The sequence below is a fragment of the Mesorhizobium australafricanum genome (assembly GCF_033977265.1).
Lineage (GTDB): Bacteria > Pseudomonadota > Alphaproteobacteria > Rhizobiales > Rhizobiaceae > Mesorhizobium > Mesorhizobium australafricanum.
The window spans coordinates 481,859-508,029 of the sequence record NZ_JAVIIT010000001.1; the positions used below are offsets into that span (position 1 = coordinate 481,859).

The window sequence follows — 26,171 nt, forward strand, 5'->3', positions numbered from 1 at the left end:
GCACTTTCTGCCGATGCAATTCTTTTCGCATGACGGTTTCGATCTCGCCTATCTCGATCGCCAGCCGGCCTCGGGGCAGGGCGACCCCGTGCTGATGATCCATGGCTTTGCCTCCAGCCACTACGTCAACTGGGTCTCGCCGGGCTGGTTCAAGACGCTGAACGACGCCGGCTACCGGGCGATTGCCTTCGACCAGCGCGGCCATGGCTCGTCATCGAAGAGTTATGACGAGGCCGATTACACGCCGGAAAAGATGGCTTCCGACGCCGCCGCTCTGCTCGATCGTCTCGGCATCGAGCGTGCGCATGTCATGGGTTATTCGATGGGCGCGCGTGTCTCGGCTTTCCTGGCGCTCTCGGATCCGGAGAAGGTCGCGACGCTGGTGTTCGGCGGGCTCGGCATCGGCATGGTCGACGGCGTCGGCGACTGGGATCCGATCGCGGCGGCCCTGTTGGCGGAGGATCCCTCTCAAACCACGCATCCGCGCGGCCGTTCCTTTCGCGCCTTCGCCGACCAGACGCGCAGCGACAGGCGCGCGCTCGCGGCCTGCATTGCAACCTCGCGCGAGCTGCTCGGCGAGGACGACATGGCGCGCATCGCCCAGCCGACGCTGATCGCCGTCGGCACGAAGGACGATATCGGCGGCTCGCCGGACGAGCTTGCGGCCCTGATGCCCAATGCCAGGGCTTTCCACATCGAGGGCCGCGACCACATGCTCGCCGTCGGCGACAAGAGCTTCAAGCAGCGCGTGCTCGAGTTCTACGCCGAAAACCCGCTCTGAGCGCGCGACGCTCCCCGGCTGACAATGGTCGATCTTCTCGTCACCTATATGGAGATGCTCGCGCCACCGCAGGGCGCGCCGCGCGCGTCGCCTTTGCCCGACGCGATCGTGGCGCGCGAAAGGCTTGGTCTGTCCAGCTATCTCGATCTCTACCAAGCGGTGGGCGGACCGGTGCAATGGGATCAGCGTCTGCGCATGGCGGAAGTGGAACTCGAAACGGTGCTTGCCGCCGCCTCGACGCATATTCATGTGCTGCGCGTCGATGGCGAGGCCGCAGGCTTCTGCGAGTTCAACAATGTCGGAGAGGCGGCCATCGAGCTCGTTCATTTCGGACTGGTTCCGGCTTTCCAAGGGAAGCGCTTGGGGCCGTTCCTGCTCGACCGGGCATTGCGCGCGGCGTGGTCGCATCGGCCGGAAAGGCTTTGGCTTCACACCGACACCCATGACCATCCGGCGGCGCAATCGGTTTACGGACGCGCGGGATTTGGCGTCTACGCCCAGAGGACCGAAACCTTTCCGGATTAGGCGGAACTAAAGCGCGTCGCGATGAACCGGATTCAGGCGACGCGCTTTAAAGTCTTTGTTTTGATGCATGTGTTGTCCCAGAACCGCTGCGCACTTCTGGGCGACATGCATTAGCCGCGCACCCTCCTGTCGGCGAGCGATCTCGCCATGACGCACAGCAGCTCGAACATCATCGTCGCGCCAGCCAGCGCCGTCATGCCGCCAAGGTCAAAAGGAGGCGCGACCTCGACGACATCGGCGCCGGCGAAATTCAATCCGTCGAGCAGCCTGACCATTTCCTGCGCCTCGCGTGTCGTGAAGCCGCCGAGCTCCGGCGTGCCGGTGCCGGGCGCCATGGACGGATCGATGCAGTCGATGTCGAACGTCACATAGGTGGGACTGTCGCCGACCAGATCGCGCGCTTCCTGCATGACGGAAGCGGCGCCGCGTTTGACGAACTCCTCCATATAGATGATGCGCACGCCCTGGGCGGTCGCCCAGTCGTGTTCGCCTGGCTCATAGATCGAGCCTCTGATCCCGATCTGGACAATCCGCTTCGGGTCGAGCAGCCCTTCCTCGATCGCGCGGCGGAAAGGCGTTCCGTGCGTATAGGGATTGTCGCCGAAATAGCGGTCGTTGGTGTCGGAATGCGCGTCGAAATGAACCATGCCGACCGGCCCGCTGCGGGCCACGGCGCGCAGCACTGGCAGCGTCGTCAGATGGTCGCCGCCAGCGGCCAGAGGCAGCGCTCCGTCGGCAACGATCGCGGCAATGCCGTCCTCGATGCGCTTCAACCCATCGAGCAGGTTGATGGGATTGACCGAGAGGTCGCCTACGTCGGCGACATTGGCGATGCTGAACGGTTCGGTTCCCGAGACGTGGTGGACGCGGCGCATCAGGCTCGACTGGTTCCTGATTTCGCGCGGGCCGTGCCGGGCGCCGGCCCGGTTGGTCGTACCGCCATCCCAAGGAATCCCGACAAGGGCGATGTCGAGCCCCTTCGCGGTCGGCACGGCCGGGAGCCGCATGAAGGTGGAAAGCCCGGCAAATCGCGGCACCTGCGCGGCGTCGACGGGTTGGAAGAAGCTGTTTTGCATGACGACGGCCATCTCGGAGCGGTTTTCGATCGATAGTGATCGCAGGATCAGGAGCTCAGGCATAGGGGCAAGGCCCAACGGGCGGTGGGCCCATCAAACCTGGCCTTGCAATGCTTGCAGCGATCGGTCCAGGTTTTTCCTGGCGGGCGCCTCGAAGCGATCGCGGAACGATTGCGTATAGAAAATATGCGGACGGGCGAGGAAGCTTTTCAGCACCGCCGCGCGGCCGGCGCGCCAGATCGGCTCCTCCACCCAGCCATATTCCAGCCGGACCGCGCTCTCATAAGCGTCGAACACCGCAGGTTCGGCGCCGAGGATCGCCAGATCCATGTCGAGCAAAAGGGCCGCATCGTTGAGCGCGCTCTCGCCGCGGAGAGGCGGCAGTTGGTGCGTAGCAGTGGCGTTGATCATTGCCGCGATGCGGGCGAGGCGATGAGGATTGGCGCGGCCGGCGAGCCTTTTCTTGGCCAACGCCGCGCTCTTTGCCTCATTGTCCTTGGCGCGGCTGTCATAGACGGCGTCGTGGAACCAGATCGCCGCCTCGACGGCGCCCGGGTCATCGAGCAGGGCTCGGTATTCTTCAGCCAGCGCCAGCATGGCCTCGATGTGGGCCATGCCGTGATAGTGGCGATCCTTGGCCTGATAGAGTGCGGAAAGCTCGTTTTTCAGCACGTCGTCGATCAGCGTTTCGTTTTCCATGGCGAGTTTTCCCGGGGCTGGCGGCAAGACAGCGCAAGTCGCGGTCAACTTCAACAGCATAATCGTCGACGATTGACCAAAATGCGCGGCGGCGAGAAGCTGCCGATCAGGCACTGAAGCAAAGGGGCTTGGCATGAGCGCGAACGCACCAAAACCGGGCACGATCGACATGAAGCTGGAGGCCGTCGTCATTCCTGTTGCCGACGTCGATCGAGCCAAGAGCTTCTATGTCGGCTTGGGTTGGAGGCTCGACGCCGACTTCGTGGTCGGCGACGCGTTTCGGGTGGTGCAGTTCACCCCGCCGGGTTCGCCATGTTCGATCCATTTCGGCACGGGCCTCACATCCGCCGCGCCCGGTTCGGCAAAAGTGCTTTATCTGATCGTGACCGACATTGAAGCGGCACGCGCGGAACTGGTGGCGCGCGGCGTCGAGGCAAGCGAAGTGTTTCATCGAAACGGCCCCGGCCAGCCAGCGATCACGGGCCGGCATCCGGAGGGGCGCAGCTATTCCTCCTTCGTCACCTTCAGCGATCCAGACGGCAATGGCTGGCTGTTGCAGGAGATCACCCAGCGTCTGCCTGGCCGTGTCGATGCCAAGGACACGATTTTCACCTCGGTGACCGGCCTTGCCGCCGCGCTGCGGCGAGCGGCCGCCGCGCATGGCGAGCATGAGAAGCGCACCGGCGGGCAGTATGACACGAACTGGCCCGACTGGTATGCCGCTTACATGGTGGCGGAGCAGGCCGGAACGACGCTGCCGGAGTAGGCTCTGACGCCAAATTGCCGCGCTGAGAATGCGAAAATGGGCGATTTCGAACCCGATCCGCGATCAAGGGTTCGTTTTCCATCGTGGCTTGAATTTGCGTGAACCACGTCCATTTGACAAAGCACTAAGGAAAATTGAGTTCAACCGTGCTATGATCTGGCCTATATGTGCCGCCGGAGAATGAGCAAGGCCGGAGAGCGTCGATGAACAGCGTTACGATTGCCCGCCCCAGCATGGTGCAGCCGGTCGATCCGATCTGGCGATCGATCCGCGATGAGGCGATGGAAGCGGTCAACCGCGATCCGCTGCTCGCGGCCTTCCTCTATTCGACCGTCCTCAACCAGGAGAGCCTGGAGGAAACTGTTATTCACCGCCTGGCCGAGCGCCTTGATCACCAGGACATCGGCTCCGACCTCATCCGCCAGACCTTCAAGGCCATGCTGGCCGACGATCCGGACTGGAGCACCACGGTGCGCGTCGACATCCAGGCCTATTACGACCGCGACCCGGCCTGCGACCGCTTCATCATGCCGGTGCTCTATTTCAAGGGTTTTCACGCCATCCAGACGCACCGTCTGGCGCACTGGCTGTGGAACCAGGGCCGCCGGGACTTCGCGCTCTATTTGCAGAGCCGCTCCTCGTCGGTATTCCAGACCGACATCAACCCGGCCGCGCGCATCGGCAAGGGTATCTTCATCGATCACGCCACCGGGCTGGTCGTCGGTGAGACGGCGGTCATCGAGGATGACGTATCGATCCTGCACGGCGTGACGCTTGGCGGCACCGGCAAGGCCAATGGCGACCGTCATCCGAAGATCCGCCGCGGCGTGCTGATCGGCGCCGGCGCCAAGATCCTCGGCAATATCGAGGTCGGCCACTGCTCGAAGATCGCCGCCGGTTCGGTCGTGCTGTCGCCTGTGCCGCACAACAAGACGGTTGCCGGCGTGCCCGCGCGGGTCGTGGGCGAGACCGGCTGCGACCAGCCCTCGCGGCAGATGGACCAGCTCCTGCCGTCGCAGAGCATGGACCACGTGGTCAGCTTCGACATCTGACTTTGCCGTCGCGGCGCCTGGCGAATTCCGGCCGCCCGGTTCGGTCCGCTTTGTCCTATGCAATTGTGCCGGCTCGCCTTTACATGGCCATTGTTAGCGTGTCAGAAGCGCGTTCCAACGAACATGGCCGACATTTCGGAGAAGACTTTTGAAGCCTGACGAAATCAGAAAGCTGGACGCTTATTTCAAACGCGTCTTCCAGAATCCCAAGCTGCAGGTCAAGGCGCGTCCGCGCAAGGAAGACTCGGCCGAGGTCTATGTCGGCGACGAGTTCCTCGGCATCGTCTTCAAGGACGAGGACGACGGCGACTATAATTTCTCGATGGCCATTCTCGACATCGATCTGGCCTAAGCCAGCAATGATCGGTCAGGGCGCGCGAGATCGGCGCCCGGCCGGCTGCAACCCGCAGGCGAAATACCGCCTAAGGCTTGTTTTGACGCAATTCCGGACGGAAAACCGCGACGCACCTTTCCTGGAATTGCTCTAATCCCGGCAGTGCCGCGGGATATGCACCCGCCGCCAGCTGGTCGAACCTTCCCGCACCACCACGCGACTCGCCACCGTCCCATATGAGGGCGGGATTTCCCGCACGCGTACCTGTTCCGGCCGCACCAGCACTTCGTGGGCGACGCCTTCGTATTCCGCCGGCAGAACCACGCGCCGGACGCGCTCCGGTTGGACCACGACCGTTTCGGCGACGCGCGCGTAGCGGGCCTTGTGCCATATTTTGCACAGCACCTTGCGGCCATGGATGACGCGCCATTCCCAGGCATAGCCGCCGTCGTCGACCTTGACCGTGTGGTAGACCGTGCGTGTCACCGCAGGCACAGTCTCATAGGTGACGCGCGGCGGCGCAATCTGCTCCACGCCCTGGTAGGTGCCGTAAATCGGCGCGTCGTAATCGACCACCTGTCCGCCAGGGCTCACCATCACATCCTCATAGACGGTGTCGTATAGCGCTGGCCTGCGGATCGGCTCATAGCATTCGAGCGCGCGGCCGCCGGCGGCGGTTTCAGAGATGGTGGCAAGCATCGCGACTGCCGCGAACGATGCGGAGCTTTTGCGGATCATGACATTCCCCCGTTTAAAAAGGACGCCTTCACAACGCAGGACTGTAGCGGAAGGTCCGGGGGCGGACAGCGATTTCAAGGCTTTTCGTTAAGCGGCGCGGTTAAGGAATTGCTACCTTGCGGATGGCTTCGGCCGGCCGACCGGGAGCGAGCCCGTCTCGTGGGGGCAAGCGGCCCCGTGCTTCGCAGGCCGCAGCGCTTGATTCGACTTAACCAGGTGGCTAGGAGAGGCGGCCTTGCGCTAGGGTGAGCCGGCATCCTATTTAGGTCCTAACCGATCCAGAACGATTCCGCGATTGCTGATATACAGGGCGCTGGAATCCATCTCCAACAAGGGTAGTCCATGAAGAACCCCGTTGAAACCTACATGAACCTCGTTCCGATGGTGGTCGAGCAGACCAATCGCGGCGAGCGTGCCTATGACATCTTCTCGCGTCTCTTGAAGGAACGCATCATCTTCATCACCGGCCCGGTCGAGGACGGTATGGCGACGCTGGTTTGTGCACAGCTTTTGTTCCTCGAGGCGGAGAATCCCAAGAAGGAAATCAACCTCTATATCAATTCGCCGGGCGGCGTCGTCACCTCTGGCATGGCGATCTACGACACCATGCAGTTCATCAAGCCGGCCGTGTCGACGCTCTGCATCGGTCAGGCCGCCTCGATGGGTTCGCTGCTTTTGACCGCCGGCCACAAGGACATGCGCTTTGCCACGCCGAACGCCCGGATCATGGTCCACCAGCCGTCTGGCGGCTTCCAGGGCCAGGCTTCGGACATCGAACGTCATGCGCAGGACATCATCAAGCTGAAGCGCCGCCTGAACGAGGTCTATGTCAAGCACACCGGCAAGAGCTATGACGAGATCGAGAGGACGCTCGACCGCGACCATTTCATGACCGCGGACGAGGCCAAGGATTTTGGCCTGATCGACAAGGTCATCTCAAGCCGCGAGCCCGCCGAGGCAGCCACCGCCTGAGCCTGGCGGTCGACAGTCAGATGCAGCATAACGCGCTTTTGGCGCCTCTTGCGGCATTTCGGCCACATTTGGCTGTTCCCTCAGGCGTTGGGATTGCCTACGTTAAGGCTATGTTGATTTTCGACGGCTTAGCTTTGCATGGGGTTGCTGCGAATCATTGCCGCGTTTTCTGAATTGTGTTTCGTACGGAATGCGCTGTGTGAGCCGGGACACTGGCGGTGGCGGATTCCCGCGATAGATTGGTGAGACGTCACTCAAGCCAGACCACCGGCGGGCGTTGGTGAAAGGACAGAAAAATGAGCAAGGTCAGCAACGGCGGCGGTGATTCAAAGAACACGCTTTACTGCTCGTTTTGCGGCAAGAGCCAGCACGAGGTCCGCAAGCTGATCGCCGGGCCGACGGTCTTCATCTGCGACGAATGCGTCGAGCTCTGCATGGACATCATCCGCGAGGAGAACAAGACCTCGATGGTGAAGTCGCGCGAGGGCGTGCCGACACCGCAGGAAATCCTCAAGGTCCTCGACGATTACGTCATCGGCCAGCCCTACGCCAAGCGCGTGCTGTCGGTGGCGGTCCACAACCACTACAAGCGCCTCGCGCATGCCGGCAAGAACAACGACGTCGAGCTGGCCAAGTCGAACATTCTGCTGATCGGCCCGACCGGCTGCGGCAAGACGCTGCTGGCGCAGACGCTTGCCCGCATCATCGACGTGCCGTTCACCATGGCCGACGCGACGACGCTGACCGAGGCCGGCTACGTCGGCGAGGACGTGGAGAACATCATCCTGAAGCTGCTGCAGTCGGCCGATTACAATGTCGAGCGCGCCCAGCGCGGCATCGTCTATATCGACGAAATCGACAAGATCTCGCGCAAGTCGGACAACCCGTCGATCACCCGCGACGTGTCGGGCGAGGGCGTGCAGCAGGCGCTGCTCAAGATCATGGAAGGCACGGTCGCCTCGGTGCCGCCGCAGGGCGGGCGCAAGCATCCGCAGCAGGAATTCCTGCAGGTCGACACCGCCAACATCCTGTTCATCTGCGGCGGCGCCTTCGCGGGGCTCGACAAGATCATCTCGGATCGCGGCCGCAAGACCTCGATCGGCTTCGGCGCCACCGTGGCTTCGCCCGAGGATCGGCGCACCGGCGACCTGTTCCGCCAGGTCGAGCCGGAGGATCTGTTGAAATTCGGCCTGATCCCGGAATTCGTCGGCCGTCTGCCGGTTCTGGCGACGCTGGAAGACCTCGACGAGCCGGCGCTGATCCAGATCCTGACAGAGCCGAAGAACGCGCTGGTCAAGCAGTATCAGCGGCTGTTCGAGATGGAGAATGTCGACCTGACCTTCCACGAGAACGCGCTGTCGGCGATCGCCAAGCGCGCCATCGAGCGCAAGACCGGCGCGCGCGGCCTGCGCTCCATCATGGAAGCGATCCTGCTCGACACCATGTTCGAGCTTCCGGCGCTGGAAGGCGTGCGCGAAGTGGTGATTTCGGAAGAAGTGGTGACCGGCAGCGCCCGGCCGCTCTACATCTATTCCGAGCAGAAGGAAAAGAAGGGCAATGTCAGCGCCTGAAATGGCATCTGGACCCACAATTTTCATGGAACGGCGCCCGCGTGGCGCCGTTTTGCTGTGAGAGGCGTGGGGCTGTGCAATGGAAGGGATCGAGCAACCGTGTTAACCCTTGATCTTTGCCCCGGCTGCATCCACCTAACACCAGAAGGCCGAGGCGCCGAATTCTGTGCTGTAAAACTCCCGTCACAAACGGTGGTAGGCGGAACGACCCTCGGTCGTTAATATGAGATTCGCGGTTGGCTAAAATAAGCGGCCGCGACATGAAAGGTTGGACAATGGCCAAGATATCCAAGGCTTCCGGCGACGGCGTTTTCGCAGTCCTCCCACTGCGCGATATCGTCGTGTTCCCGCATATGATCGTTCCGCTCTTCGTGGGCCGTGAAAAGTCGATCAAGGCGCTGGAAGAGGTTATGGGTCAGGAAAAGCAGATCCTGCTTGCTACCCAGATGAATGCAGCCGACGACGATCCTGAGCCCGATGCGATTTTCGACATCGGCACGCTCGCCAATGTGCTGCAGCTTTTGAAGCTTCCCGACGGCACCGTAAAGGTGCTGGTCGAGGGCGCCTCGCGCGCCAAGATCGTCTCGTTCACCGACCGCGCCGATTTCCACGAGGCCCGCGCCACCGCGCTGGCCGAGCCGGAAGAGGAAGAGGTCGAGATCGAGGCGCTGGCCCGCTCGGTCGTCACCGACTTCGAGAATTACGTCAAGCTGAACAAGAAGATCTCGCCCGAAGTGGTGGGTGCCGCCAGCCAGATCGACGACTATTCCAAGCTCGCCGACACGGTTGCCTCGCATCTCGCCATCAAGATCCCCGAGAAGCAGGAGATGCTCGCCACGCTTTCCGTCAAGGAGCGTCTGGAGAAGGCGATGGGCTTCATGGAAGCCGAAATCTCGGTGCTCCAGGTGGAGAAGCGTATCCGCTCGCGTGTCAAGCGCCAGATGGAGAAGACGCAGCGCGAGTACTACCTCAACGAGCAGATGAAGGCGATCCAGAAGGAGCTCGGCGAGGGCGAGGACGGCCGCGACGAGGCCGCCGAGATCGAGGCGCGCATCAAGAAGACCAAGCTTTCCAAGGAGGCCCGCGAGAAGGCGGAAGCCGAACTGAAGAAGCTGCGTTCGATGTCGCCGATGTCGGCTGAATCGACGGTCGTGCGCAACTATCTCGACTGGCTGCTGTCGATCCCGTGGGGCAAGAACTCCAAGGTCAAGCAGGATCTCGCCTTCGCTCAGAACGTGCTCGACACCGATCATTTCGGCCTCGACAAGGTCAAGGAGCGCATCGTCGAGTACCTGGCCGTGCAGAGCCGGCAGAAGAAGCTCAAGGGGCCGATCCTGTGCCTCGTTGGACCGCCCGGCGTCGGCAAGACCTCGCTCGGCAAGTCGATCGCCAAGGCGACCGGCCGCGAGTTCATCCGCATGGCGCTCGGCGGCGTGCGCGACGAGGCCGAGATCCGCGGCCACAGGCGGACCTATATCGGCTCGATGCCCGGCAAGGTCATCCAGTCGATGAAGAAGGCCAAGAAGTCCAACCCGCTCTTCCTGCTCGACGAGATCGACAAGATGGGCCAGGACTTCCGCGGCGATCCGTCGTCGGCCCTGCTGGAAGTGCTTGATCCGGAACAGAACTCGACGTTCATGGACCATTACCTCGAGGTCGAATACGACCTGTCGAGCGTGATGTTCGTGACGACGGCGAACACGCTGAACATCCCCGCGCCCTTGATGGACCGCATGGAGATCATCCGTATCGCCGGCTACACCGAGGACGAGAAGATCGAGATCGCCAAGCGTCACCTGATGCCCAAGGTGATCCGCGATCACGCCTTGCAGCCGAACGAGTTCTCGGTCGGCGAGGACGCGATCCGCGGCATCATCCAGACCTACACCAGGGAAGCCGGCGTGCGCAGCCTTGAGCGCGAGCTTATGAAGCTCGGCCGCAAGGCGGTGACCGAGATCCTGCGGACGAAGAAGAAGACGGTGAAGATCACCGCGGACAACCTCGCCGATTATCTCGGTGTGCCGCGCTTCCGCTTCGGCCAGGTCGAGGCCGACGATCAGGTCGGCGTGGTCACTGGTCTTGCCTGGACGGAAGTCGGCGGCGAGCTGCTGACGGTCGAAGGCGTCATGATGCCCGGCAAGGGCCGCATGACGGTGACCGGCAATCTGCGCGACGTGATGAAGGAATCGATCTCGGCGGCGGCGTCCTATGTCCGCTCAAGAGCGATCGATTTCGGCATCGAGCCGCCGCTGTTCGACAAGCGCGACATCCACGTGCACTTGCCGGAAGGCGCGACCCCCAAGGACGGCCCGTCTGCAGGTGCTGCCATGGCCACGGCCATCGTGTCGGTGCTGACGGGTATCCCGGTCAGGGCCGATGTGGCGATGACCGGCGAGATAACGCTGCGCGGCCGCATCTTGCCGATCGGCGGCCTGAAGGAGAAGCTGCTCGCGGCTCTGCGCGGCGGCATCAAGAAGGTCCTGATCCCGGAAGAGAACGTCAAGGATCTGGCGGAGATTCCGGACAATGTGAAGAACGGCATGGAGATTGTCCCCGTCTCGCGGGTCGGCGAGGTGCTCGCGCACGCGCTCACCAGGATGCCGGAGCCGATCGAGTGGGTCGAGCCGGTTAATGCGCCGGCTCCGGTCGACAGCGGCGACGATGCCGGAAAGTCACTTGCACATTAGCTTTTGCTAACATTGCAGCGCACAAAGAGAGAGCCGGGTCTTCAGCCCGGCTTTTTCATGTGAAAAAGCGACGAAAAAATGGAAAAAAGCCCGGAATTCCGCGGTTTTCGGCTTGGGTTCCGGAACGCTTCTTTCTAAAGTCCGTTTCCTGCCGGATGAGTCGTAAGTTCCGGTTTTCTCATGGAAGGGAATTTTTATGAACAAGAACGAACTGGTGTCCGCCGTCGCCGACTCCGCAAGCATTTCGAAGGCTGATGCGCAGTCCGCCGTCGATGCGGTGTTCTCTGTGATCACTGGCGAACTGAAGAAGGGCGGCGATGTCCGGCTTGTCGGCTTCGGAAATTTCACCGTGTCAAAACGCGCTGCTTCGACCGGCCGCAACCCGCAGACCGGCGCGGAAGTGAAGATTCCGGCGCGCACCGTGCCGAAGTTCTCGGCCGGCAAGGGCCTCAAGGATGCGGTCAACTAAGACCTTTTTCTTTAAGAGCAGAAAAGCCGGGCTTGCCCGGCTTTTCTTTTTGCAGCTTCAGGCTGTCGGCGCGTCGGCGCGCATCAGGCCTTCCTGTTTCAAATCCGCCCACAGCGCCGCCGGTATCTTGGTATCGAGAAGCGCCCGGTTGCTTTCGACTTCGGCCGGCCGCTGGCCGCCGGGGATCACCGACATCACCGAAGGATGCTGCAGCGGGAATTGCAGCGCCGCCTCGATCAGGCGCACATTGTGACGCTTGCAGACGGCCTCGATACGCGCCACGCGATCTAGGATATCCTTCGGCGCCTCGCTGTAATTGTAGAAGGCGCCGGGCTTCGGTCCGGTCGCAAGCACGCCGGAATTGTACGGGCCGCCCAGCACGATGCCGATGCCGCGCTCCTGGCAAAGCGGCAGGAAGCTCTCAAGCGCCTCCTGCTCGAGCAGCGTGTAGCGTCCGGCGAGCAGGAACAGGTCGAAATCGCCGCGCTCGGCCAGTGTCTGGGCGACCTGCCACTCGTTGATGCCGCCGCCGAAGGCCTTGATCACGCCCTGGTCGCGCAGCGAAAGCAGCCCGTAATAACCGGACGACATGAACTCCTCGATGCGGGCATCCGAGGCTGCCTTGCTGCCATGGGTGAAGATGTCGACGTCGTGGACGAAGAGGATGTCGATGCGATCGACGCCGAGGCGCTCCAGCGAGGCCTCGAAGGAGCGCATGACGCCGTCATAGCTGTAGTCGTAGACTTCCCGGCGCGACGGCGTCTCGAAGAACTTGCCGATGCCGGTGCGCTGATCCGGCGGGGCAACGCGCATGATGCGGCCGACCTTGCTCGACAGCACGTAGTCGTCGCGCTTCCTGCCGCGCAGGAAAGGGTTGAGGCGGGTTTCCGACAGGCCGAGGCCGTAGAGCGGCGCCGTATCGTAGTAGCGGCAGCCCGTCGCCCATGCAGCTTCCAGGGTGGCATTGGCATCCTCGTTGGAGACGGCGCGGTAGAGATTGCCGAGCGGCGCAGTGCCGAAACCGAGCTCGGTGAAGGTGATGCCGCCATTGCCGATGCGGTCGAAATGCCGTGTCTTCATGTCTGACGATGTCCCGGAGTGATTTGTCTGACATGACACTATCACGCTCGTGGCCCAGCAAAAGTGCCGAGGCTCGTTGGACAGCGATTTTCGCGGTGGTAGCATGAGCAAAAACAGGCCTTTCGCGGGCGGTGAACCGCCAATCCACAGAGCCTAGCGATGCCTCGGCAGACAGGGCGAGCCGTCATGACCAAAGCCGGATCCGGGATGTTCGCGACCGCGCTGGACGAGCTTGGCGCGGTGCTGGCGCGCATGGATGAAACACGGATCGACGCCGCCTGCGAAATGCTAGCCGGCGCCGGCAAGATCGCCGTCTATGGCTGCGGCCGCGAGGTGCTGCAGGTCAAGGGCTTTGCCATGCGGCTCTACCATCTCGGCCTGCCGGTCTCCGTCGTCGGCGACATGACCACGCCGCCGCTCGGGCAGGGTGATGTCTTCCTGGTGAGTTCAGGGCCAGGCGAAACCACCACGGTGCTGACCTTGATGCGGGTTGCCCACGAGGCCGGCGCCAAAGTGCTGCTTTTGACGGCGGAGGCCGGCGGAAGCGCCGCGAAGCGCGCCGACTTCACCCTACTCATTCCGGCGCAGACCATGGCCCGCGACCAGGGCGCGGCAAGAACCTCGGTGCTGCCGATGGGCTCGCTGTTCGAAGGCGCGCTGTTCCTTTTGTTCGAAATCATGGTGCTGAAGCTTAAACGCCTGACCAATGCCACGCCGGAGGCGATGCGCGCCAGGCACACCAACATGGAGTAGGGGATGCGTTACGAGCTCATGCTGCCGCACCAGATCCGCAAGGCGATCGAAGAGAACTGGCCGGTCGTGTTGCCGCTCGGCGTGCTCGAATACCATGGCGAGCACATGGCGGTCGGCATGGACACGCTGGCCGTCATCAAGACAGTGGAGCTGATCGAAAAGGAAAAGGACCTCGTCATCCTGCCGCCCTTCTACTACGGCGCGGCGAGCTATGCGGTGGCGGCGCCGGAAGGCAGCGGCTCGGTGCAGGTCGGCGGCAAGGTGCTTTCGCCTTTTGCTGAGGAACTGTTCCACGGCCTGCTGCGCATCGGCTTCCGCAACATCCACGCCATCATCCACCATCAGACCGAGAATTTCGCGGCAGGCATGCCGACCGATCTCGCCTTCAAGGCCGCCGGCCGGCAGGCGATCTTTCGCTTCCTCGAAAATGAGCGCGGGGAGGGCTGGTGGGGTTCCGACAAGATGGTCGACTATTATGCCGGCCATGCCCAGGGCGAGAATGTCTTCAACTGGGTGCAGGTGCATCCGCTGATGCCGGCCACGATGAACGGCAAGTACCCGTTCGACCATGCCGGCAAAGGTGAAACCTCGCTTATGCTGGCGCTGTGCCCCGAGGCGGTGGACGAGAAGCATTTCGCCGACAACACCGGCTGGTACACGAAAGACGCGGCGGAGGCCTCGGCAGGCCTCGGCAAGATCGGCGTCGCCATGATCCTCGACCATCTCCGGGCGATATTGGTGCGATAGCGCGGCTCTTCCTTCTCCCCTTGTGGGAGAAGGTGGATCGGCGCGCAGCGCCGAGACGGATGAGGGGTGTTCCAGCGGAGTGAGACGCTGGTGTTCCCTGGAACACCGCTCATCCGTCGCCTTCGGCGACACCTTCTCCCGCAAGGGGAGAAGGAGAGGCCCATCCTATTTCACGGAGCCGGCCGTCATTCCCATGATCAGATAGCGCTCGAGCGCGATGCCGATGATCGCCAGCGGCGCGATGGCGGCCGTGGCAAGGGCGGCCATCGACCACCAGTTGATGCCTTGCGAGCCGGTCTGGCTCGCCACCATGACGGGAATCGTCTTGGCGTCCGTCGATGTCAGAAGCGCGGCGAAGAAATACTCGTTCCAGCACAGCACCATCGCCAGGATGAAGGCGGCGACCATGCCGGGCAGCGCGATCGGCATGACGATGCGGAAGAAGGCGCCCCAGATCGAGAGTCCGTCGACAAGGGCTGCCTCCTCAAGCTCGACCGGGATCGAATTGAACTGGTCTCGCATGATCCAGATGACGATCGGCAGCACCATCAGCGTGTAGAGGAGCACGAGCCCGATGCGCGTATCGAGGAGTGCCACTTCGCGGTAGAGCACCAGGAAGGGCAGCGCAAGCACGACCGGTGGCAGGATCAGCTGCGACAGGAAGAAGAAGGAGATGTCCTCGTTCTTGAACCAGGCGAACTTGTAGCGATAGCGGGTGAGGCCGTAGGCGGCGAGGCTGCCGATGATGATGGCGAGGCCCGATGCCCCCACGGAGGTGATGACCGAATTCATGAAGCGTTTCAGGAATTCGTCGCGCACGGTCGATGTCTGGTTGATCGAATCCGGCGACAGGCCGAGCGAGCGCCAACCCTTCCAGTCGGGCGTAAAGTCGACGAAGGGAATGAGATGGCCTTGCGTGACGTCGACCGCCGATTTGAACGAGGTGGTGATCGTCCAGTAGATCGGGAACAGGCAGACGAAGGCCCAGAAGACCAGCGCGCCATAGATGAAGGCGCGGCTGGCGATGAAGGCCGCCGGCGAACGGATCTCGGAAACGGTGTAGTCGGTGGTCTGGACGCTCATGATGGCCGCTCAGTTGACGTTGCGCACGAAGCGACTGGCGAATTTCAAGAGCCAGGTCACGAACACGACGATGATGACCAGATAGGCCATTGCCAGCATGGTGCCGTAGCCGACGTTCGAGCGGTCACGGTATTCGCGATAGATGAAGCTCGACACGGAATCGGTGGCGCCGCCGGGACCGCCGGAGGTCAGGGTGATGATGATGTCGGCAAGCTTCAGCTTGAAGATGATGCGCAGTATCACCGCCGTCACCGATACCGGCAGCATCAGCGGAAAGGTAACCTGCCAGAATGTCTGCCATGCGGTCGCGCCGTCGACGCGGGCGGCTTCCAGCACCTCGCGCGACATCGCCTGCAGACCGGCAAGCAGCATGATCATCATGAACGGGATGAAGGTCCAGGCGTCGAGCATCATGATCGAGATGCGGGCGGTGATCGGATCGGAGAAGAAGGCGGGATTGTCCCAGCCGAGATGGCGCGCCAGCGTCGCCGCCGGCCCGAACCGGTACTCCATCAGCGATTTGCCGACCATCCATGACACGGCGACCGGTGACAGCATCAGCGGCAGCAGGAAGACGACGCGGAAGAATTTTCGAGCCCGGATCTGCGCGTTGAGCAGCAGCGCCAGGCTGAAGGCGATTATATATTCGACCAGCACCGCAAGCACATAGAGCACCATGTTGACAAGCGCGTTGCGGTAATAGGGGTCGCTCAGCATCTGCCAGAAATTGTCGAGGCCGTTGAACCTGCGTCCGGTGAAGGAACTGAGATTCCAGTCGGTGAGCGCGATGTAGAAGCCGAACAGCGTCGGGAAGATCACCATGGCGATGGTGAAGAGCAGCGCCGGCAGCAGGAACAGCGCGCGCTGCCCGTCCTCGCCGCGCGTCAGAACCTGCCATGCGCCGAGCGCTGCGCCCCATAGGACATAGGCGTAGATCACCGGACGCCAGGTGTCGAAACCGACGGCGGACATCTCGGTCTTGTAGAGGATCTGGACGACGATGATCGCCAGAAGGCCAAGTGTTGCGATGGCCAGCAGGCCCCAGCCGAGGCGCTTTCGGCCGGCCGGGATCAGGTCGGCAGGATTTGCCGACCACGCATTCGCGGTCGAAGTCTGCTCAGCCACGCTCTTGCCCCTTGCGTCAACCTAAACATGCGGCCCGGCGACGAGGTCGCCGGGCCGCGACTTTTCGATGTGACAGCCTACATGCCGAGCGAGGCTTTGTAGAGCTTGACTTGCTTATCGCGGCCGATCTGGTCGGTCAGCTTTTCCCAGGCGGCGGCGATGGCGTCCGCACCTTCCTGTGCCTTCATCTTGCCGGCGAAGGTGTTGGCCAGAATGTCCTCGGCGGCCGAGTAGTACTGGAAGATGCCGGGGATGCGCGGCTCGATCGCCGCGTTCGGATGGTTGTAGGAGTCGCCCTCCGACTTCAGATAGGAGGTGATGAACGCCTCGTCGTAGCCGGCCGCAACCCATTCCGGAATGTTGAAATGGGAGTTGCGATAGGGCTGGAAGCCCGACGGATACATCGCCGTCCAGATCGACAGGTCCTTGCCGCCGAGATGGGCGGCGGCGGACCATGCGGCCTTCTTCTTCTTTTCGTCCTTATCGACGCGGGCCATGACGTAGACGCCCCAGCCGAGATAGGCGCAGTTCGGCGCGTAGTTCGGCCCGCTGGCGAGCTTTTCCCACTTGCCGGTCTTGGAATTGTAGACGTCGTCGGAACCCGGCAGGATCGAGAAGCCGGTGACGTCGCCGATGACCGAGGAGTCATTGGTCTTGACGTTCGAGCCGACGTCACCCCACCAGGGGATCATCGAGCCGGTTCCGGCCAGGAACTGCTGGAAGGCAGTCGTGTTCGGATCGGCGTTGATCTGGTCGGCGGGCTCGGACGGCAGGGCGTCGATCACGTCCTGGATGGCGCGCACCCAGGCCGGATTGTTGACGCGCGGCTTCATCGTATCGGCATCGAACAGCCAGGCCTTGTCGTCGGGATGCTTGGCGTAGGCGCTGGCGCGGCTGCCGAGGAAGTAGAAGCCGAAACCGCCCCAGGGCTTGGGCGCGTCGAGGTAGCCATAGACGTCCTGGCCCTTGAATTTCTTGCCCTTGAGGAACTTGGTGACAGCCTGCACCTCCTGCCAGGTCTTCGGTACCCCCCATTCGCTGGTTGCGCCGCTGTCCTTCCATTGCTTGGCGAGGTCGGCATCGGCGAACACGTCGGTGCGGTAGTTGAAGTTGTGCGCGTCGCCGTCGATGGTCACGCGGTACTGCTTGCCGTCCCAGGTGCCGACCGGCGGCTTCAGGTAGTTGACCAGATCGTCGAAGTCGATCTGCTTCTTGACCCAGTCGGGCATTTCCGAGGTCAGGCCCTTGCCGCAGACATCGCCTTCGAAGGGCGCGCCCATCTCGATGATGTCGAAGTCGACGGTGCCGGTGGCGATCGACTGCTGCAGGCGGGCGTTATAGTCGGCCTGGGCGAGGTCGATCCAGCTGATCTTAGCGCCGGTATAAGCTTCCCATGGCTTCAGGAAGCCGCGGAACAGCACGTTGTGCAGGTTCTGGTTGTTGAGGCCCATGAAGGTGAGCTCGACGCCGGCGAACTCGCCTTCCTTGACATTGGCCTTGGTCGCTTCGAGGCAGAGCTCGCCGACCTTCTGGAAATCGGCATCGGTCGGCTGGCCTTTGCCGACCCCGGGGATCTGCAGGATTTTCTGGCGCAAATCATCGCCGGCGGCGGCCGGCCCCGTGAACGCGCCGAGCCCGGCGCCGGACGCGGCGGCGATTGCGGCCATGCTGGCCGCGCCCTTCAACAGATCGCGGCGGCTCGCGCCGGCGCGCATCAGTTTCTCATACAGGTCGACTCTCATCTACAGGTTCCTCCCAGAACAACAGCGATTGAATTGAAGTGCCAATCTCTCGGACGTCGAAACGCCAGCGGTTCTCCTCGATCTTACGGGGACGTGGGACCCCACCCGGCGTCGCCGGAGCTCCGATTTCCCGGCAAAATACCGGCTCTCGGATTGGCACTCGCCACTATTCGCGTAATCGATTACCTTGTCAACAAGGTTGGCTTTTTAACTATAAGATACCGACTTGCCGTTGCCGTTCGCAATGGCTAGCTTCACCGCAAACGATAAAGGGGAGACGATGGCTCAAGTCGCGATCAGCAGTGTGGCCAAGGCGTTCGGAACCGTCAAGGTCCTGCATGAAGTCAGCGTCGACATTGCCGACGGACAGTTCGTCGTGCTGGTCGGCCCGTCGGGGTGCGGCAAGTCCACACTTCTGAGGATGGTGGCCGGACTGGAGACCGTTTCCGGCGGCACGATCTCGATCGGCGACCGCGTCGTCAACAATCTGCCGCCGGCGAAGCGCGACATCGCCATGGTGTTCCAGAATTATGCGCTCTATCCGCACAAGACGGTGGAGCAGAACATGGCTTTCGCGCTGAAGCTGCGCGGCACCGATCCGGCCGTGGTCGCCGAGCGGGTCAAGCGCGCCGCCGACATCCTCGACCTCGCTCCCTATCTCAAGCGCTATCCGCGCCAGCTTTCGGGCGGCCAGCGTCAGCGCGTCGCCATGGGCCGCGCCATCGTGCGCAATCCGCAGGTTTTCCTGTTCGACGAGCCGCTTTCCAACCTCGACGCCAAGCTGCGCGTGCAGATGCGCACCGAGATCAAGGAATTGCACCAGCGGCTGAAGACCACGACCATCTACGTCACCCACGATCAGATCGAGGCCATGACCATGGCCGACAAGATCGTCGTGATGCGCGACGGCCGTATCGAGCAGGTCGGCGCGCCGCTGGAACTGTTCGACCGGCCGGCGAACCTTTTCGTCGCCGGTTTCATCGGCTCGCCTTCGATGAACCTGCTCAAGGGCACTGTAAAGAAGGCTGACAAACTGGTGGTCGAGATCGCCGGCACGGCGTTTCCGATGCCGTCAGGGACCGCCGCCGAGGACGGCCAGGCCGTTGTCTATGGTGTGCGGCCGGAACATCTGGAGATCCATCCGGACGGTGTCGAATCCAAGGTCTCGGTGGTCGAGCCGACAGGCTCCGAGACCCTGGCCTTCGTGCGCTTCGGCGAGGGCGAGATGGTGGCGCTGTTTCGCGAGCGCCACGACTTCAAGCCGGGCGACACGCTGAAGCTCAGGCCTCGTCTCGACCAGGTCCACCTCTTCGACGCCGGGACCGGCAAGCGTCTCTGACCGCAAACAAGTTTTCATAGAGGAATCCATGCTCAAAGGGATCAATCCGCTGCTCAATGCCGATGTGCTCCAGGCGCTGCGGGCGATGGGCCATGGCGACGACCTGATCATCGCCGACACCAATTTCCCGTCCGACTCCGTGGCGAGACAGACGGTGCTCGGCAAGCTTTTACGCATCGACGCGACGGCGGCGGACGTGGTGAAGGCGGTGCTGTCGCTCTATCCGCTGGACACTTTCGTCGACGATGCGGCGGCGCGCATGGAGATCGTCGGCAAGCCGAACGAAATCCCGCCGGTGCAGAAGGAGGTTCAGAAGGAGGTCGACGCTGCCGAGGGCAAGCCCTGGCCGATGATCTCGATCGAGCGCTACGCCTTCTACGAGCGCTCCAAGAAGGCATATTGCGTGATCCAGACCGGCGAGCGCCGCTTCTATGGCTGCTTTGCTTTCCGCAAGGGCGTCGTGCCGCCGGATGCGGAGTGAGACGATGGCCATCGGCAAGCCCGTCGTCATGAAACCTGTCGTCATCCTGGGTGTCTTCGTCGCCGACACCGCCTATCGCGCCGATCGCCAGCCCCGCATGGGCGAGACGATCCTCGGCAATTCCTTCAAGCTCGGCCCGGGCGGCAAAGGCTCGAACCAGGCGGTCGCGGCCGGCAAGCTCGGCGCCGACATCACCTTCCTGACCCGTCTCGGCGTCGATGCCTTCGCCGACATGGCCAAACAAACCTGGAAGGATGCTGGCGTGAAGAGCGCCATCATCGATACGCCCGACAGCTATACGGGCGCTGCCTATATCTTCGTCGAGGAGGGGACCGGTAACAACGCCATCATCGTCAGCCCGGGCGCCGCGATGCTGATCTCGCCCGAAGACATTGAGGCGCATGCCGGCTTGATCCGGTCCGCCGGCGTGTTCGTCACCCAGCTCGAGCAGCCGATTGACGCGGCCCTGAAAGCCTTGGAGATCGCGCGCGGGGCAGGGGTGACGACCATCCTGAATCCGGCGCCGGCGGCCAGCCTGCCCGACCGCATCTACACGCTGTGCGACTATGTCACGCCCAACGAGACCGAAGCCGATGGGCTGACCGGCATCAAGGTGTCGTCGATCGACGACGCCCGCCGCGCCGCCGACAGCCTGCTGGCCAAGGGCGTTGGCGCCGTCATCGTGACGCTCGGTGAAAAGGGAGCGCTGCTGCATACGAAGGATCTCTCCGACCATGTCGGCGCGATCAATGCCGGCCCGGTGGTCGAGACCACAGGGGCGGGCGATGCGTTCAATGGCGGTCTCGCCGCGGCTCTCGCAAAAGGCGTCGAGCCATTGGAGGCCGTGCGCTTTGCCTGCGCGGTCGCCGGCATTTCGGTGACCCGCCCGGGCACCGCGCCGTCGATGCCGACATTACAGGAGGTCGAGGCGCTGCTCGCCACGGCGTGAAACTCCCGCCTAGCTGTCTTTCGCGCGCCTTCGTTAGCGCCTCCTTATTCCGGAACGCAACTGAGACGCGCGCGTTCATCGTCCTGTCGGCGACGCCGATTTGGAACGGTAGGATGAAAAAGCACTACGAAAAGCCCACGCTCGTGAAGCGCCAGAAGCTCACCGAGCGGACAGCCCAGATTGTCGCTTCCGGCGTCATACTGGGGGAGTGATTTCCAAGATCGGGCTCGGGATGGCGCTAAAGTATCCTGCTGGTCAGCTCCAGCATCGTCGTTGCGCCTTGCTCGCTGCCGGGCATATGCACGACGCGCAGAACCCGAAGGTCCCTGCTCGATCCTTCGACCGGTATCGACACGCTTTCGCCTACCCGCGGCAATTCCTGGAAGGCGAGCTCGTCGACATCCCTGGCGTCATCAATCGAAATGCGGCATCTCACAGCCATCTTGGTCTCCCGTCTTTTTTCGCCCATGGGCTGAACGGGACAAGGTTGGAATGGTTCCGAGATAGGGCGCCCAAGCGGCAAAGTGCGAGCAAGTCCGTTTTTATGGGGCCGCGCGTCGCTTCCCGCAATGCAGCAGAATCCGCGTTAGAGCGCCCTGCACAAGCCGGATTTTCGGCTGATCCGTGAAGGAAAAATGGCGCGAGTGACGGGGCTCGAACCCGCGACCTCCGGCGTGACAGGCCGGCACTCTAACCGACTGAGCTACACCCGCGCACTGACGAGCACGTGTCAGGCGTGTTCGTCGTTGGGGCGGTGGATAAGGGGTTCGCCTGCGGGTGTCAAGCGCGGCATTGAAGCATTACAGCAATCAGGAGAAGGTTTTTTGACAGCGGCGCCGAGGCTGGGGAAATCCGCACCGCGACGGGCGCGCCGTCTGTTCATTTGGCCTTGCGAATGCTGCCCTAACTGCTTAAAGGTCCGCGCTCAAGCGGGCGATTAGCTCAGTTGGTAGAGCGCTTCGTTTACACCGAAGATGTCGGCGGTTCGAGCCCGTCATCGCCCACCAGTAACCTTTGAATTTCTTATACATTTTCACTGATCACCCTGTTTTACGAAGTGGTCTGTCGGTTCACCGAACCGCAATGGGTCTAAATTTCCAGCGAAGCAGTCAATTTTCGCAGGTATTTCGGGCTGTAGCGGGCATAGACCCGGTACGTCATTGCGGTGTTCGAGTGACCCAGGAACTGGGCGACAGCCTCCATGGAGTGGCCATCTTCGACGAGCCAGACGGCAGCCGAATGCCTCAGCATGTTGGGCGAGGCATCGGGCCTTCGGAGCTTGGCTCAGCGCGACGAACTAAGTGCCGTCAGGGCGCCGGGTTTGCCGCTAGCTCGCAGCCTGCTTCATCTTGAGTAGTTGCTGCGCAGCGGCCGCGTTGTCGCCACCACCCGCCACATGCACGGTGGGAACGGCAAGCTTGATGCCGTACTCGTCGAATGCCTTCTTGATCATCATGAACGCTCGCCGCTTGATGCCGAACTGAGTTCCCGGCTTGGTCATCAGCTTCATCCTGAGCTCGATCCCGGAGTCGCCAAAGCTGTCGACACCTTGCATTTTCAGCGGCTCGATCGTATCGGCGGCGAACTCAGGATCCGCGGCCAGCTCCTGACCGATCTTCTTGATGAGCCTGCGAGCGAGGTCCACATCGGAATCGTAGGTGATGCTCAGAGCCATCTTGTCCATCACCCAGTCACGGCTCATGTTCTGGATGGCGCCGAGCTCGCCGAACGGCACGGTGAAAATTGGGCCGCGGTGATGCCGCAGCCTGACTGACCGTAGGCTGAACGATTCGACGGTGCCCTTATAGCTGCCGCTCTGGATATACTCGCCGACACGAAAGGCATCGTCGAGCATATAGAAAACGCCGCTCAGCACGTCCTTGACGAGTGTCTGCGAACCGAAGCCGATGGCGACGCCGAAAATGCCCGCGCCGGCGATCAAAGGTGCAATCTGCACGCCCAGTCCGGAAAGGATTGTCAGCACAGCGACGACCCCGATGAAGACAGCGAGCACGTTGCGGAATATCGGCAGCAGCGTACGCAGCCGGCCGCTGCGGGCAAGGTCGTCCGCGCTTGACCCTTCCTTTGGCGCGAGCTCCATCCGATAAGCGATCAACGCCTTCGCCAGCTGCCACAGCAGATCCGCAACCAGGAGGACGATGATGCTATTGAGCAGGCCCGAAATCACGATCGCGCCTGTTTCACTGCCGGCAAGGGCTGCAGCCCTGATGCGCCAGATATAGGCGAGCCAAGCGACCGCAGCGCCAATCACCGCTGCCCTGGCGCCCCTGACGATCAGCACGTTCAGCATGACGCCGAGGGCACCGCTGCGCTGCGCTCTGCCGGCGAAGGCCTGTGCGACGTTGCCAACCCCACGCACCGCCGCCGGCAACAGCAACACATAGAGGCCGAGCCACAGCACGCCGAGCAGTCCTGCCACCCAGGCCAGCCAAAGCGCGATCAGATAGAACGTCAGCAGCGATTGCCTGACAGCGGAAGCCGCGCTGCCCGGCTGCCGCCAGACGATTTCAATGGCGATGGCCAACATGCCCAGGCCACAAAGCAGGGCAACCACGCGCGCCACGTCGATGGAGAAACCGATGCTCGGCATGAGGCTGACCACGGCCCAGCCAAACAGCAGAAAGCCGGCGATGAGGCTCACGCGCCGAAGCCAGAAACGCTGCGCGGTCTCGGCTGCGACAGGGGTTGCCGTCGGCGTCTCATCCGACGTCCTGCTTTCCGCGCCGGCAAGTCCAAACAGCAACCTGGCAGTTGCGCGGACGACCCGCACGGCGATGAAGGCGAGCAGCAAGGTCAGCACGATGCGGCGAAGCAAAGGCGGCCATTCGAACGCGAGGAACGAGCCGATGCCGGCCAGAGCAAATGTCAGCAAGGCAGCAACCTCGGACAGGACCGCCTGTCCGGGGTCAATTACTCCGTCAGAACCGCCAGGCGCCAAAGCCCGGCGGACCAGCCACTCGGCGCCGAAGCCGACAACCGTCAGGACTGCCAGGATCAGGATCACCAGGCCGGGCCTGCCTGAATTCACGTCACCCGAGACGATGCCGCCGGCGTTAGCTGCCTCCTGCGGGATGCGAGGAATGGCATCGGTGAGCGCGACGAGACGTGCGCGAACGGCCAGCTCCCAGTTTGAGATCGCGTCGGCAAGCGATGCGGCGGACGGTTCCTCGGCGGCTGCCGGTATCCTTCCTTCAAGCCATACCTTGACCTCGGGGTCGGACAGCAGGTCGAGGAATTGCCGTGCCTTTTCGGGCGGCACGCCGACGGGAGGCTGCTGGGCCTGGGCCCAGCAGGTTCCAACCAGCACCCAAAAGAAAATTGGAATGACGGCCGACAGCAAAATACCAATTCGAGTGGGCAGTGCATTGCTCATCGAGCGCTCCGGCAATTTTCGATCGACAGTGCGACCAGACTGTCCCGCAATCGAACGAACCACGCCGGATCGAACGCGGAACCCTGCTACTTAACCACCTCGAACTCGCCCGGCCGCCAGGTCTTGTCGAACCAGGGTTCAAGCGGGCCATAAAGCCGAAGAAGCGTGTACCACCCCTTGCCGGGAACGGTCTGGATCCAGTTCGCTTCCTTTCCCTCCGGCGCGGTCGGGCCGAAGTAGAGGTCGACCGAACCGTCGGAATTCTCGATAAGCTTGTCGCGCTTGTTGTTTTTGCTCGGGAAGGTCTGGCCCGTCTGAAGCTGCGAGCGCGTCTGCGGATCGTAGATCACCACGGACCAGAAGTCCTTGGCCGGCGGGTTGGCAGGAATGCGGAGCTTGTAGGTCTTCGCACCGTCCAGATAGTCACCGTTCACGTCGGTTGCGGCATAGGCGTACTGGGAGCCGGCACCGACCATTTTCTGCACCATGGCAGGCGTGTTGACCGTCGCCTGGTAGAAGTAGAGGGTCCTGGCGTCGAGATTGCGGCCGCCCTTGCTTTCGTCCCGGAGCCATTGATAGCTTCCGCCCACGAAGGCCACGTTCCAGGCGCTGTTCGGATAGATTTGGACGCCGTCCAAGCGCGGGCGGAACACCAGCGCGCGGGCGGTTGCGTTGCCGACAGCGACCGCTTCGACTAGCAGCTTCTTCATCCGTTCGTCCGGTTTGAAGGGCTTGCCCTTCTGAATGCCGACAGAGGCAAACAGGCCCAACATTTCGGGGTCGAGCATCGAGCTCGGCTCACGATCAATGACCGTGTGGAGCTCTTCATAGAACTCGTAGTCGTTGGCGTGGATGGTGTTCCACGGCTTCTGCGATCCGCTGATGAATTCCATCTTCGGCGGGTTGTCGCGTTTGCTGAGCGGATAGACCTTCAGGCCCTTCTTGAACGATGCCACCGCGGCGTCGGTCTTTCCGTCGACCAGGAAACCGCGCAGGATCAGCCAGTTCACGTAGCTGGTCGACTTTGAGACAAAATACTTCTGACCGTTGACCTTGGCCTCCATGCCGCCGACAGGCGGATTGAGATCACCCTTGTAGTCGGGCGGGAGGATCAGGTACTTGCCACCCTTTCCTCGATCGGGACCCGGGCCGCCCATGTCGGTCACGAAGCGGAAATAGGCATCATTGACCGTACCGGGGCCGGAGCCGGCGGGAATCTCGACGACGGTTGGCCCGTCCTTCGCAAGATCGAGGAACACGCTGCAATATACGGTATCGGTGTTGCCAGTCAGGAACAGCGGCGCCGAGTCCAGCAACTGGTCAAGAATGAGCGCCTTGTTGGGGGTGTCGGCGCCCAGTTCCAGGTGACCGAGACGAAGCCCCTCGATGGAGGTCGCAGGAATGCCATTGAGGAATGTCTCGACGCCGCGCATAACGTCGAGATTGTCATAGAGTTTGCCGACCGTTGCGTCGTCCGGCATCCCGTCGAAGAAATTCAGCGTTCCGATCGACGTCTCGACCTTGTCGGGCGTCATGATCTTCTCGGGAATCTTGTGATTGTAGCCCGGGGTTTTTCCCTCCTGAGCTGACGCGATACTAATCGCAAGAAAACTTGCGCCGACTAAAGCAAAGTACTTCGCACCATTCCGGATCATCGTTGTATTTTTCCTCTAAAGACGTTGAACAATTCCTCGTAGACCCACGTAGCGAGAAGATGCACACCGCTAGGAGCGTCTGATTCAAGCGACATAGAAACTTATTAGCTGTCAGCACATAGATTGCGGCGCCTTCATGCTTATCAGGCAGAC

25 protein-coding genes, 2 tRNA genes and 1 pseudogene are annotated in these 26,171 nt (G+C 62.3%); 16 read left to right on the forward strand and 12 right to left on the reverse strand.

Going from position 1 to position 26,171, the window contains the following annotated elements; all coding sequences use genetic code 11:
- The first annotated feature begins 13 nt into the window (after window positions 1-13).
- Together RFM98_RS02350 and RFM98_RS02355 are read left to right on the forward strand one after the other, a co-directional pair.
- On the forward strand, window positions 14-781 hold the full coding sequence (locus RFM98_RS02350) for an alpha/beta fold hydrolase (RefSeq protein ID WP_320307325.1): 768 nt from the start codon (window positions 14-16) through the stop codon (window positions 779-781).
- Window positions 782-805: 24 nt separating this feature from the next.
- The gene (locus RFM98_RS02355; protein WP_320307326.1) at window positions 806-1,306 is read left to right on the forward strand and encodes a GNAT family N-acetyltransferase; all 501 of its coding nucleotides are present in this window, start codon (window positions 806-808) and stop codon (window positions 1,304-1,306) included.
- A gap of 110 nt (window positions 1,307-1,416) precedes the next feature.
- Here the strand turns inward: RFM98_RS02355 and speB are convergent, their stop codons facing one another.
- Both speB and RFM98_RS02365 read right to left on the reverse strand, forming a co-directional pair.
- Window positions 1,417-2,382, reverse strand: a complete 966-nt coding sequence (gene speB, locus RFM98_RS02360) for an agmatinase (RefSeq protein WP_320307540.1) — start codon at window positions 2,380-2,382, stop codon at window positions 1,417-1,419.
- A gap of 93 nt (window positions 2,383-2,475) precedes the next feature.
- Window positions 2,476-3,081 carry an HD domain-containing protein gene (locus RFM98_RS02365; RefSeq protein ID WP_320307327.1) on the reverse strand — a complete coding sequence of 202 codons (606 nt, stop codon included), beginning with the start codon at window positions 3,079-3,081 and terminating at the stop codon, window positions 2,476-2,478.
- 133 nt (window positions 3,082-3,214) lie between these two features.
- Here RFM98_RS02365 and RFM98_RS02370 point away from each other — a divergent pair, with 133 nt between their 5' ends.
- The 3 genes from RFM98_RS02370 to RFM98_RS02380 all read left to right on the forward strand — a co-directional run bounded on the left by RFM98_RS02370 (window position 3,215) and on the right by RFM98_RS02380 (window position 5,251).
- Window positions 3,215-3,847, forward strand: a complete 633-nt coding sequence (locus RFM98_RS02370) for a VOC family protein (protein ID WP_320307328.1) — start codon at window positions 3,215-3,217, stop codon at window positions 3,845-3,847.
- 203 nt (window positions 3,848-4,050) lie between these two features.
- On the forward strand, window positions 4,051-4,899 hold the full coding sequence (cysE, locus tag RFM98_RS02375; protein ID WP_320307329.1) for a serine O-acetyltransferase: 849 nt from the start codon (window positions 4,051-4,053) through the stop codon (window positions 4,897-4,899).
- Between the two features lie 148 nt (window positions 4,900-5,047).
- Window positions 5,048-5,251: a DUF3126 family protein gene (locus RFM98_RS02380; protein ID WP_027166457.1), complete on the forward strand. Its 204-nt coding sequence runs from the start codon at window positions 5,048-5,050 to the stop codon at window positions 5,249-5,251.
- 132 nt (window positions 5,252-5,383) lie between these two features.
- Here the strand turns inward: RFM98_RS02380 and RFM98_RS02385 are convergent, their stop codons facing one another.
- Window positions 5,384-5,971, reverse strand: coding sequence for a hypothetical protein (locus RFM98_RS02385; protein ID WP_320307330.1), 588 nt, complete (start codon window positions 5,969-5,971; stop codon window positions 5,384-5,386).
- Between the two features lie 342 nt (window positions 5,972-6,313).
- On the opposite strand from RFM98_RS02385, the gene clpP reads away from it, so the two are divergent.
- The 4 genes from clpP (at window position 6,314) to hupB (ending at window position 11,670) form a co-directional block, all read left to right on the forward strand.
- Complete coding sequence (gene clpP, locus RFM98_RS02390; protein WP_320307331.1) at window positions 6,314-6,943, forward strand: ATP-dependent Clp endopeptidase proteolytic subunit ClpP; 630 nt, start codon at window positions 6,314-6,316, stop codon at window positions 6,941-6,943.
- 296 nt (window positions 6,944-7,239) lie between these two features.
- On the forward strand, window positions 7,240-8,514 hold the full coding sequence (gene clpX, locus RFM98_RS02395; RefSeq protein WP_320215944.1) for an ATP-dependent Clp protease ATP-binding subunit ClpX: 1,275 nt from the start codon (window positions 7,240-7,242) through the stop codon (window positions 8,512-8,514).
- Window positions 8,515-8,789: 275 nt separating this feature from the next.
- Window positions 8,790-11,201, forward strand: a complete 2,412-nt coding sequence (gene lon / locus RFM98_RS02400) for an endopeptidase La (protein WP_320307332.1) — start codon at window positions 8,790-8,792, stop codon at window positions 11,199-11,201.
- 196 nt (window positions 11,202-11,397) lie between these two features.
- The gene (gene hupB, locus RFM98_RS02405; RefSeq protein WP_027166452.1) at window positions 11,398-11,670 is read left to right on the forward strand and encodes a DNA-binding protein HupB; all 273 of its coding nucleotides are present in this window, start codon (window positions 11,398-11,400) and stop codon (window positions 11,668-11,670) included.
- 57 nt (window positions 11,671-11,727) lie between these two features.
- Here hupB and RFM98_RS02410 read toward each other — a convergent pair whose 3' ends face one another.
- On the reverse strand, window positions 11,728-12,750 hold the full coding sequence (locus RFM98_RS02410; RefSeq protein WP_320307333.1) for an aldo/keto reductase: 1,023 nt from the start codon (window positions 12,748-12,750) through the stop codon (window positions 11,728-11,730).
- Window positions 12,751-12,936: 186 nt separating this feature from the next.
- Here RFM98_RS02410 and RFM98_RS02415 point away from each other — a divergent pair, with 186 nt between their 5' ends.
- Window positions 12,937-13,503, forward strand: a complete 567-nt coding sequence (locus RFM98_RS02415) for an SIS domain-containing protein (RefSeq protein ID WP_320307334.1) — start codon at window positions 12,937-12,939, stop codon at window positions 13,501-13,503.
- A gap of 3 nt (window positions 13,504-13,506) precedes the next feature.
- Window positions 13,507-14,250, forward strand: coding sequence for a creatininase family protein (locus tag RFM98_RS02420; protein WP_320307335.1), 744 nt, complete (start codon window positions 13,507-13,509; stop codon window positions 14,248-14,250).
- Between the two features lie 165 nt (window positions 14,251-14,415).
- Here the strand turns inward: RFM98_RS02420 and RFM98_RS02425 are convergent, their stop codons facing one another.
- The 3 genes from RFM98_RS02425 to RFM98_RS02435 form a co-directional block, all read right to left on the reverse strand.
- Window positions 14,416-15,333 carry a carbohydrate ABC transporter permease gene (locus RFM98_RS02425; protein WP_320307336.1) on the reverse strand — a complete coding sequence of 306 codons (918 nt, stop codon included), beginning with the start codon at window positions 15,331-15,333 and terminating at the stop codon, window positions 14,416-14,418.
- A gap of 9 nt (window positions 15,334-15,342) precedes the next feature.
- Window positions 15,343-16,458 (reverse strand): carbohydrate ABC transporter permease, encoded by a 1,116-nt coding sequence (locus tag RFM98_RS02430; RefSeq protein ID WP_320307337.1) that lies wholly within the window; start codon window positions 16,456-16,458, stop codon window positions 15,343-15,345.
- A gap of 77 nt (window positions 16,459-16,535) precedes the next feature.
- Entirely contained in the window at window positions 16,536-18,200 is a 1,665-nt protein-coding gene (locus tag RFM98_RS02435) for an ABC transporter substrate-binding protein (RefSeq protein ID WP_320307338.1), read from the reverse strand.
- A 280-nt stretch (window positions 18,201-18,480) separates the two neighbouring features.
- On the opposite strand from RFM98_RS02435, the gene RFM98_RS02440 reads away from it, so the two are divergent.
- The 4 genes from RFM98_RS02440 to RFM98_RS31310 all read left to right on the forward strand — a co-directional run bounded on the left by RFM98_RS02440 (window position 18,481) and on the right by RFM98_RS31310 (window position 21,181).
- On the forward strand, window positions 18,481-19,539 hold the full coding sequence (locus tag RFM98_RS02440) for an ABC transporter ATP-binding protein (protein WP_320307339.1): 1,059 nt from the start codon (window positions 18,481-18,483) through the stop codon (window positions 19,537-19,539).
- Between the two features lie 28 nt (window positions 19,540-19,567).
- Window positions 19,568-20,020: an RbsD/FucU family protein gene (locus RFM98_RS02445; RefSeq protein ID WP_320307340.1), complete on the forward strand. Its 453-nt coding sequence runs from the start codon at window positions 19,568-19,570 to the stop codon at window positions 20,018-20,020.
- A gap of 4 nt (window positions 20,021-20,024) precedes the next feature.
- Complete coding sequence (gene rbsK, locus RFM98_RS02450; RefSeq protein WP_320307341.1) at window positions 20,025-20,969, forward strand: ribokinase; 945 nt, start codon at window positions 20,025-20,027, stop codon at window positions 20,967-20,969.
- A 113-nt stretch (window positions 20,970-21,082) separates the two neighbouring features.
- Window positions 21,083-21,181 (forward strand): putative RiPP precursor, encoded by a 99-nt coding sequence (locus RFM98_RS31310; RefSeq protein WP_430682238.1) that lies wholly within the window; start codon window positions 21,083-21,085, stop codon window positions 21,179-21,181.
- 26 nt (window positions 21,182-21,207) lie between these two features.
- On the opposite strand, the gene RFM98_RS02455 is transcribed toward RFM98_RS31310, so the two are convergent.
- The gene (locus RFM98_RS02455) at window positions 21,208-21,411 is read right to left on the reverse strand and encodes a hypothetical protein (protein ID WP_320215971.1); all 204 of its coding nucleotides are present in this window, start codon (window positions 21,409-21,411) and stop codon (window positions 21,208-21,210) included.
- A 194-nt stretch (window positions 21,412-21,605) separates the two neighbouring features.
- Window positions 21,606-21,682 (reverse strand) — tRNA-Asp (locus tag RFM98_RS02460).
- A 218-nt stretch (window positions 21,683-21,900) separates the two neighbouring features.
- Here RFM98_RS02460 and RFM98_RS02465 point away from each other — a divergent pair.
- Window positions 21,901-21,976 (forward strand) — tRNA-Val (locus tag RFM98_RS02465).
- Window positions 21,977-22,058: 82 nt separating this feature from the next.
- Here the strand turns inward: RFM98_RS02465 and RFM98_RS31315 are convergent.
- The 3 genes and pseudogenes from RFM98_RS31315 to RFM98_RS02475 form a co-directional block, all read right to left on the reverse strand.
- Window positions 22,059-22,226: pseudogene (locus RFM98_RS31315) on the reverse strand (tyrosine-type recombinase/integrase); the annotation flags it as partial.
- Between the two features lie 70 nt (window positions 22,227-22,296).
- Window positions 22,297-24,363 carry a mechanosensitive ion channel family protein gene (locus RFM98_RS02470; protein ID WP_320307342.1) on the reverse strand — a complete coding sequence of 689 codons (2,067 nt, stop codon included), beginning with the start codon at window positions 24,361-24,363 and terminating at the stop codon, window positions 22,297-22,299.
- An 86-nt stretch (window positions 24,364-24,449) separates the two neighbouring features.
- Entirely contained in the window at window positions 24,450-26,018 is a 1,569-nt protein-coding gene (locus tag RFM98_RS02475) for a DUF1254 domain-containing protein (protein WP_320307343.1), read from the reverse strand.
- Between the last annotated feature and the right edge of the window lie 153 nt (window positions 26,019-26,171).